Raw genomic sequence first — 9,267 nt, 5'->3', positions numbered from 1 at the left:
CGACCCGCCAGTGGATATTTTTTTCTATTGCTGCCGTATTTGGCACCTTAACGCTGGTTTTTCACGATGAGCAATTTGTAAAATGGAAAGCCACTATCATATACGCTGGTTTTAGCATTATGCTGCTTGTAAGTCGTTATATTTTAAATAAAAACTTAGTGAAAAAAGCCCTAAGTGCCATTTTAGAAAACGCCAACGACACGAATAAAAAAATAACTGTACCCGAACCATTGTGGGATAAATTAAACTTAATGTGGGTCGCTATTACCGCCGGTATTGCTGCGCTAAATATTTATATAGCGTATAACTTTTCACTCGATTTTTGGGTGAATTTTAAGGTATTTGGCTTAATGGCCATTACTTTCGTTAGTATTTTTGCCACAATTATTACGCTTTATAAATACCTTCCCGATGATGACGAAGCCGTAAAATAGTTCTCGTCATAAAAGTGTCGTCTTAGCTTGTTAGTTTGTAAAAAAAACAACCTGAGACGACCTTGAACGCTAATCAATACCGTTGGCTAGAATTTACCCTTATATTTATCCTACTACCAATACTAGGCTTTAGCTTACGTCATTATTTAGCCAATTGGCTTTTCCCTGCCCTTATTATTTTAATGAGCGTGTGCGGTATGCTTTTATTAAGCGATCCTCACTTTAAGCGTTTTAGGCTTACCAGCCTTGGACAGTTCTCTGCTGTAAAAAAGCGTCTGTTTAGCTTCTTTTTTTTAGGCGCCCTTTTCTCAGGTATGTTTTACGGGATCATCCATCAAGAAAACTGGTTTTCCCTGCCTCGTAACTCTTTTAATGATTGGCTACTTTTATTACTGCTATACCCTGTATTATCGGTTATTCCTCAAGAGCTAATATTTAGAACCTACTTTTTTCATCGTTATAAACACATTATGCCTAACAAAGGTTTGCGTATAATTGTCAGTGCCACCGTGTTTGCATTAGCACATATTGTTTATGCTAACTTGATTGCAGTAGGCTTGGCTTTTTTAGGTGGATTGTTATTTTCGTATACTTATGCACAAAGCCGCTCAACGTTTGTGTGTGTTATTGAGCATAGCCTATGGGGAATATGGATGTTTACTCTGGGTGTTGGGAGTTATCTAGACTCAGGTGCTTTAAGCTAAATGCTAGGCAAAAAAAAGCCGCGACGAGCGCGGCTAATTTTTGTACTTTACATTTTAAAAGCCAAATAACTTTAAACCAAAGAATTTAGTCGCAACCGTGTTTATAAATATCACGGCTAAAATAAACGGGATAAACGTTGATAGTGAAAAGTTCACATACTTTTCCATCATGCTACCTTCGTAGCTGGGAGAACCTTGGCTAAGCTCCTGAGTTAAACGCGCCTTTTTCCAGCGGTACATTACAAACAAACACACCATTAAGCCATTTAAAGGTAATATAGTGTCATAAAATACATCAATTACAATATCAAAAAAGCTCTTACTGGCACCGCCATAGCTGGTAAACGACGTTAAACTATCAACCATACCAAACGACATTGTGCATATAATTGTTAACACGCCTGTGCTGAGGGTTAAAATACCCAATGCCTTCTTACGGCTGATACCTTTACGATCACTTAATGATGCAGTAGGCACCTCTACAATAGAAACCAATGAAGTGATTGCTGCAAAAAATACTAACAAAAAGAATGCAAACGCTACAGTCGATGCCCCTACATAACCAATATCATTTTGTAATGCTAATAATATCTTAGGTAGGAAAACAAAAATCATTGATACCGACGAGTCTGATAACGATTCTGGATTTGTGTTTGGGTCAAAACTAAATATAGCGGGTAAAACCATAAGGCCTGCAACAAACGCAACCAATGAGTCTGTTATTGCCACCATTTTTGCACTGCTTACAATATCGTCTTTCTTCGAGATATAAGACGCATAAGTCATTAAAATACCCATACCCAACGATAAAGAGAAAAACGCTTGGCTCAATGCGCCATTGAGTACGCTTGCACTCATTTTTGAAAAATCAGGAATAACGTAATACTCAACACCTGCCAATGCGTTATCAAGCGTTAAAACGTATGCAACCAACGCAAGTAACATGACTAAAAGTGCAGGCATTAATACTTTGGCTGCTTTCTCTATGCCTTGTTTAACACCGCCTAGTAAAATTAGGTTAACAATAACAACCACTACTGCCATATAAGCGAACACGGTGTAGCTATTTATAAACGTGCCAAAGTGGCTTGGGTCAGCTAATGCATTTAAGTTACCCATACCTGCTTGTATTAGGTATCCAAAAATCCAAACTGTAATTACCATATAAAAAACGGCAATCATAAAGGGTGTTAATACGGCTAAAAAGCCTGCAAACTTCCATTTTTTATCGTTATTTGCTAGTAACGTGTATGAGCCAAGCGGATCTTTTTGAGCGTTACGGCCCATGGCCATTTCAGCCATCATAACCGGTAAACAAATAAAAACGACAAATAGAGCATAAATTAATAAAAATGCGCCGCCACCATTCTTAGTCGCAGAAACTGGAAAACCCACTAAATTACCAATACCAACAGCTGAACCAGCAGCTGCCAGTATAAATCCGAGACGGGAGCTAAATCGCTCTCTATTATCGCTCATGTATAAAACCTTTTTATTATTTTGAGTATCTGAGCGACTCTACCAGTGTTACACAGCGGTTTTCAAGCAAATAACGTTAAAAATAAAATCCAACTGTAAACCTAAGTGTATACGCTTTTGATTCGCCAATTTTCGACGCTGTGGTAGTATTTACATAATAAAATTTAACAACTTTTACGAGAATCCATTATGTTGTACATGATTTATTCAACTGACGTTGAAAACAGTCTTGAATTAAGAAAAGCAGCTCGCCCAGCGCACTTAGAACGTCTAAAAGAGCTTGATGCACAAAACCGACTACTTACTGCAGGCCCTTTCCCCGCTATTGATAATGAAGACCCTCAGGATGCTGGTTTTACAGGCTCAGTTATTATTGCAGAATTTGATTCGTTAGAAGCTGCACGCGAATGGGCAACTGATGATCCTTATGTTTCAGGAGGCGTATACGTCAATACAATTGTTAAACCATTTAAAAAAGTGTTTCCAGCATAAATAACAGCGTGCTGTTACGAGCTAACCTGTAATTCAGGATTTGTTCACACGTTTTTAATTAAAATTACCAATGTAATTACGGATTTAACGTTTTTACTTGAATTTTAGTAACTTAGTTAATTAAACTAGGGTTATCTGGTCTAGGAGTTTCTGTTATGCGCGTATTATTAAGCCTCATTTTTATTGCTTGTGTTAGCTTTGCTGCCAGCAGTCAAGCTTCGGCTACGCCCACCAAAAAGATTCATCAACTGGTGGATAAAAAGAAAGCAGTAATACTTGCAAAAGAAACCATAGGCGGTAAAACGCTAAAAATAACTGAAAAACCAGAGTTTTATACCGTGCGAATACTCAAATCTGACGGCCACGTCGTTGATTTACATATAAATAAAAAAACCGGCGAAGTGAAAAAGGATTAAAAATGCGAATCTTAGTTATTGAAGACGATCTACATTTAGCAGACAACTTACGTAATGCACTAGAAAAAGAGCGTTACAGCGTAGACTTATGCCACGATGGTGAAGCGGGTTTATTCCACATCACTGAATACCCTTTAGATATGGCTGTTGTTGATTTAGGCTTACCCAAAATAGACGGTATCGAGTTAATTAATAAAGCCCGTGCGCAAGGTGTAACAATTCCAATTTTAATTTTAACAGCACGCGACCGTTGGCAAGATAAAGTTGAAGGGCTAGACGCCGGTGCAGACGACTATCTGACAAAACCTTTTCATGTTGAAGAATTAATTGCGCGTTGTAATGCACTTATTCGCCGCAGTGCCGGTAAAGCCAATCCAGAAATGACAGCAGGCCCTATAAAAATTCATACGCGTTCGCAACAAGTATGGGTAGACGACATAGAGCTAAGCTTAACGGCATACGAGTACAAAGTACTTGAATACCTTATGGTTAACCCACAAAAAGTGATTTCTAAGTCTGAACTTACCGAGCATATTTACGATCAAGATTTCGATCTTGACTCAAACGTAATTGAAGTATTTGTATTACGTCTGCGTAAAAAGTTAGATCCAGAGGGTGTATTAAACCCAGTTGAAACGTTGCGTGGCCGTGGTTACAGGCTTAAAAGCCAGTGGTAGGACCGCAAGTATCACTAAAAATAAGGCAAGGATTTATCCTTGTCTTTGTTTTATTGGTGGCACTACCAATTTTATTTTACTCAATTGGTAAAGCGTATTACGCATCCCTCGTCGAAGCCACAGAAAAAACGCTAGAAGCACAACTTTACTCTCTCATTTCTGAAGTAGACTTCACTGAGCATGGCATAATTATGCCAAGCACCATATTAGCGCCCGAGCTTAACAGATTAAACTCTGATACTTACGCGATGATTTACCGAGATGATGAGTCAATTTGGCATTCAGAGTCAGCGGTTAATGTAGACTTTGTCCCCCAACAAATAGAAACAAAAGCAGGTGCCGCCGATTTTAGGCGTGTTGAATATAAAAATACTGTTTATTGGCAGCTAAGCTTAACAGTTATTTTAAATAATATTGATCAATCTGAACAAGCTCGCTTTATTTTAGTAAAACGCAACGACGCTCTACTTCGTTTAATGGACGGTTTTAAACAAACCTTAGTTGAGTGGATGTTTGTAATGGGGATAGCCATTACAGCTTTAATGGCAGTTGGTTTTATTTGGAGTGCACGCCCACTTCAGCGCTTAGATAAAGAAATAAAAGCCATTGAGTCTGGCGATATTCAAGAAATCAAAGGGCTTTACCCAATAGAATTACAAACTATAAAAGCCGATTTAAACCTGTTACTTGAATCCCAGCAACGGCAAAAAGAACGCTACAGAGCATCGCTCAGCGATTTAGCACATGCTCTTAAAACGCCGCTTGCCGTGCTTAAATCAAGCCCGCTTGCAAATGATGCAGACGCCCAAGAACAGTTAGACCGTATAAATGTGATGATCGAACATCAATTAAAACGAGCCGCCACTGGCGCGTCAGACACATGGAAGAAACAAACACCCATAAAACCTGTTATTGACTCAATACTCAGTGCAATGGCTAAAGTGTATCGCGACAAAGACATTATTTTTGATTGTATAGTCTCTGATAAAGACTACTTTTTAGGTGACCAAACTGATTTAATGGAGCTGTTAGGCAATTTAATCGACAATGCTTGTAAAGCCTGTCGTTCACAAGTGACCGTCCAAGTAGTGCAAATTAAAACGTTATGTATAGGTATAAGCGATGATGGCCCAGGTGTTCCAGAGGATAAGCGTGAATCATTACTTAAACGCGGCACACGCCTGGATACTTATCAAAATGGACATGGCGTTGGAATGGCCATCGTGTCAGATTTAGTCACTTCGTATCATGGTACTTTGACCATAACCGAAGCTGATAAATTAGGCGGAGCACAATTTATATTAGAGTTTAATTACAATGACAAAAAATAGTACCCATACAACTTTATTTGCTCTTTTGATACTTTTAATAAGCGTCAATGTGAATGCTAACGATGCTTGCCAATTACCCGACAAGCCAACGATGAATGAGTCGAAGCGCTACATCCAATGTCTTGATACCCAATTAGATAAAGCCAAACAAGAACAAGGAACATGGGTACAAAAGCGTAAATATGAACTAGTACAATCTGAAGAAGCCACAGGCAATACGCAGGTACTTCAACTATTTATGCGTAGTATAAAAAACAACGAAAAGTACATTGAAAGCGCCTGCCAATGGCGATACATATTACAACTTCCTAACGCAAAAGCAGCCGCTATAAGCTACAAACACTGTGAAATTCAGTTAGTTAACCAATTTACTGAATCATTAAAGCAACCTCTTTAACGCAAATTTAATTAACAATGAAGTTATAATTACACGCTTGACATTATTTAAGCTACAAAACAAACTACCTATCAGTAGATTGATCCAATTAATGAGTAGCTTATGACTAAACCTATACTAATTATTGGAGGCGGGCTTGCAGGGCTTTACGCCGCCACTAAATTGCATCAACGTAATATTGCGTTTTTATTAGTTGAAGCCAAAGCCCAGTTGGGTGGCCGGATTTATTGCGAAGGCTCATTGAGCGCTAGCAATACGGGCTTTGACCTTGGCCCTACCTGGATTTTCCCTCACCAACCTAAAATTCAGTCATTAGCTAAATCACTCAATTTAACACTGTATGAACAGTACAACCAAGGCGACGTGCTATACCAAGCACCAAATCAAACTGCTCAACAAATTCCAGGCGCTGGCGATATGCAACTGTTTAGGCTGAAACACGGCATGACCACGCTGATAAATAAACTTTACAAACAATTACCCGCAAAATCGGTGTTGTTAAATCACTCAGTCACTGAACTCACAAAAACACATAAAGGCTGGCATTTAAAAATAAATAATAATGGCCAAACAGTGCACTACAACGCAAAAACTGTGATCACTGCCCTGCCTCCACGCATGATCACTCAACATTTAACGCCCGAGCTCTGGGCAAGTCAAAGGCTCATTAATCGTTTGAATACAACGCCTACTTGGATGGCGGGACAGGCTAAATTTGTGGCCACTTTTGATCACGCTTTTTGGCGAGAACGCAATCTATCTGGGCAATGTTTTAGCCGAGTAGGACCTATGGTTGAAATCCATGACGCGAGTGCAGATAACAACAAGCATGCTGCTTTATTTGGCTTTATCGGCATACCTTATTCAACTCGCAGTAAAGTTACCAAAACACAATTAGTAGAAGCCTGTATTAGCCAACTAACCTATTTTTACGGCGAGGCGGCTAAAAGCCCTACACAATGTTTTATAAAAGATTGGGCTGAGGATGAATTTGTTGCCAATAACGACGATAAAACACAACCTTCGCAACACCCAGAGTTTAATTGTAGTGAATTAACACCTGAGCTAAATGAGTTAAATATTCATTTAGTCGGAAGTGAATTTGCAAACAAAGAAGCCGGTTATTTAGAGGGAGCACTTAACGCTGTTGATGACGCATTAAGTGCTATATAGAATTTTAAATGGGGCATAGTGGTAATAAATGACAGAAGTTAACGTATCGCGTTATCTTCACCACTGCCCAATAATGTGGCGACCCACTTGCCCTCTATGCTGGTTTCAAGACCTATTTTAACAATCATGGTTAATGGGACAGACAAAAGCATACCCACAGTACCAAGTAGCCACCCCCAAAATATTAAAGATAAAAATACAACAAGGGTTGATAGGCCAAGTCCTTTACCTAAAAATTTGGGCTCTACAATGTTACCCATCACCGTGTTTATTGTTAAATAGCCCGCCGCTACCATACCTGCAATTAGAGGTCCTTGAGTTATTAAAGCAAGTAAAACTGCAGGCACAGCAGCAATAATTGACCCAATATTCGGAATGTAATTAAACATAAATGCTAAAACGCCCCACAATATAAAGTAGTCAACATTAAGCACCCACAAATAAATAGATACAATAATACCGGTAGCTAAACTAACGAGTGTTTTTATAGCCAAGTAAGAATTGATAGATTCTAAAAAGCGGTCAATTTGCTTCATTTTACTGTCGGGATCTTCAAGAGCCATATGTATTTTGTTACTAAGAAGTGGGCCTTCAAACAGCATAAAAATAACCGTTAAGATTATCAAAAACATGTTTGCCATTACTCCACCAAGTCCTGTCAGCATGTTCGTTGCAACATCAACCATTTTACCTGGATCGAACATCGAAATAAGTTGTTCTTTATTAATTAAAATATTGTATTGCGAGGCTAGGTCGACCAGCCAGATAAACTCTTCTTTAAGTTGCGCTTTATATTCAGGTAGCTGCTGAGAAAAATCGTTAATTGATTGACCAACTAAGCCACCTAAACTGACTCCCAGACCAACAATAATGAGTACTACAAGCATCACTGCTATGCCTTTTGGGATTTTGTAACGTGCAAAAAATTTAATCAGTGGATTACATATAATGGCAATGAATGCAGCTAATATAAACGGAATAATAATTACGCTTGCAGCTTTTATTCCTGCTAATACCACCACTAAAGCAGCAAAAACAATTAAGCTTTTATTTACACCTGTCAAACCAGCCAATTTATTAATCCTTTTATTATTTATATTCACACAGTGTAAGGCAAAACCTAATGAAATGAAATAATTACGAAGTGATCATAACCCTTAGTCGTTCGTATAAAGTTCGAAAGCTAAGTGCTAGTGAGCATAATTTAAAACACTTGCTACAATTATAATTTAAGGATTCAACATGCATATTTTTGTTACAGGTGCCACTGGGCTAATTGGCCAGCATTTATGCCCTTTTTTAGAGCACCACAACACGGTTACTGTACTAAGCCGCAATACCACAAAAGCATATGTTTTATTGGGTCATAAAGTTAAGGCTGTCACTAACATAAGCGATGTTGATTTTAATACCGTAGATGTTGTTATTAATTTAGCAGGTGAGCCCATAGTTAATAAACGTTGGAGCGATAAACAAAAACAAATCATACGCGATAGCCGCATTAATATAACGCAGCAAATTAGCCATGCTATTGCAACAAGTACCACTCCACCTCATACGTTCATATCAGGCAGCGCTATTGGCTATTACGGCAGACAAAGCAATAAGCGTATTGATGAAACCTTTACTGATCCCCACGACGAATTTAGCCATCAACTGTGTAAAGATTGGGAAAACGTAGCATTAAAAGCACAGTCTGAAAAAACACGAGTGTGCCTATTACGAACCGGCATTGTGTTAGCTAAAAAAGGCGGTGCGTTGAGTAAAATGCTCCCTGCATTTAAATTGTGCTTAGGTGGACCAATAGGTGATGGCGAGCAAGGCATGTCGTGGATTCATATAGACGACATGACACAACTTATTTTATACATAATGAAACACCCTGAAATTTCGGGCCCAATTAATGCCGTTGCACCAAACCCAGTTAGCAATGCAGAATTTAGTAAACGCTTGGGTAATGCGTTATCTCGCCCCGCTTTTATGCCCATGCCTGCATTTGTTTTAAAGGTATTAATGGGCGAAATGTCTGATTTACTTACTACGGGGCAATTTGTCCTACCCACTAAAGCGCAAAAGCATAACTATCGTTTTCATTATGAAACCGTTAAATCGGCCTTAGATAATTTGGTTTAGCTGGTGTTAATTATCCTCAACGTATACTCAG

11 protein-coding genes are annotated in these 9,267 nt (G+C 38.7%); 9 read left to right on the top strand and 2 right to left on the bottom strand.

What is annotated here, in order from left to right:
- A partial coding sequence (locus ATS71_RS08265) for an inner membrane-spanning protein YciB (protein WP_235591444.1) occupies nt 1-434 on the top strand: 434 nt, incomplete at its 5' end.
- A 62-nt stretch (nt 435-496) separates the two neighbouring features.
- Nucleotides 497-1,138, top strand: a complete 642-nt coding sequence (locus ATS71_RS08260) for a CPBP family intramembrane glutamic endopeptidase (RefSeq protein ID WP_058404393.1) — start codon at nt 497-499, stop codon at nt 1,136-1,138.
- Nucleotides 1,139-1,192: 54 nt separating this feature from the next.
- Here ATS71_RS08260 and ATS71_RS08255 read toward each other — a convergent pair whose 3' ends face one another.
- A complete protein-coding gene (locus tag ATS71_RS08255; protein WP_058404392.1) occupies nt 1,193-2,617 on the bottom strand; it encodes a sodium-dependent transporter in 1,425 nt (474 codons plus the stop codon).
- Between the two features lie 189 nt (nt 2,618-2,806).
- On the opposite strand from ATS71_RS08255, the gene ATS71_RS08250 reads away from it, so the two are divergent.
- The 6 genes from ATS71_RS08250 (at nt 2,807) to ATS71_RS08225 (ending at nt 7,103) form a co-directional block, all read left to right on the top strand.
- Complete coding sequence (locus tag ATS71_RS08250; RefSeq protein ID WP_058404391.1) at nt 2,807-3,109, top strand: YciI family protein; 303 nt, start codon at nt 2,807-2,809, stop codon at nt 3,107-3,109.
- Nucleotides 3,110-3,264: 155 nt separating this feature from the next.
- A complete protein-coding gene (locus tag ATS71_RS08245; protein ID WP_058404390.1) occupies nt 3,265-3,525 on the top strand; it encodes a PepSY domain-containing protein in 261 nt (86 codons plus the stop codon).
- A 2-nt stretch (nt 3,526-3,527) separates the two neighbouring features.
- Nucleotides 3,528-4,202 (top strand): response regulator transcription factor, encoded by a 675-nt coding sequence (locus ATS71_RS08240; RefSeq protein WP_058404389.1) that lies wholly within the window; start codon nt 3,528-3,530, stop codon nt 4,200-4,202.
- Entirely contained in the window at nt 4,196-5,533 is a 1,338-nt protein-coding gene (locus tag ATS71_RS08235) for an ATP-binding protein (protein WP_058404388.1), read from the top strand. Before ATS71_RS08240 ends, ATS71_RS08235 begins: the two co-directional genes overlap by 7 nt.
- On the top strand, nt 5,520-5,930 hold the full coding sequence (locus ATS71_RS08230; protein ID WP_058404387.1) for a hypothetical protein: 411 nt from the start codon (nt 5,520-5,522) through the stop codon (nt 5,928-5,930). The genes ATS71_RS08235 and ATS71_RS08230 overlap by 14 nt, the downstream gene beginning before the upstream one ends.
- 102 nt (nt 5,931-6,032) lie before the next feature.
- Nucleotides 6,033-7,103 (top strand): flavin monoamine oxidase family protein, encoded by a 1,071-nt coding sequence (locus ATS71_RS08225; protein WP_058404386.1) that lies wholly within the window; start codon nt 6,033-6,035, stop codon nt 7,101-7,103.
- Nucleotides 7,104-7,141: 38 nt separating this feature from the next.
- Here the strand turns inward: ATS71_RS08225 and ATS71_RS08220 are convergent, their stop codons facing one another.
- The gene (locus ATS71_RS08220; protein ID WP_058404385.1) at nt 7,142-8,176 is read right to left on the bottom strand and encodes an AI-2E family transporter; all 1,035 of its coding nucleotides are present in this window, start codon (nt 8,174-8,176) and stop codon (nt 7,142-7,144) included.
- A gap of 169 nt (nt 8,177-8,345) precedes the next feature.
- Between ATS71_RS08220 and ATS71_RS08215 the strand changes: the two genes are divergently transcribed.
- Nucleotides 8,346-9,236 (top strand): TIGR01777 family oxidoreductase, encoded by an 891-nt coding sequence (locus tag ATS71_RS08215; RefSeq protein ID WP_058404384.1) that lies wholly within the window; start codon nt 8,346-8,348, stop codon nt 9,234-9,236.
- Nucleotides 9,237-9,267 lie beyond the last annotated feature (31 nt).

The sequence above is a fragment of the Pseudoalteromonas sp. H71 genome, from assembly GCF_001468485.1.
Classification (GTDB): Bacteria; Pseudomonadota; Gammaproteobacteria; order Enterobacterales; family Alteromonadaceae; genus Pseudoalteromonas.
Note: the sequence above shows the minus strand (reverse complement) of the source record. Positions and strands in the feature narration are given on the sequence as shown.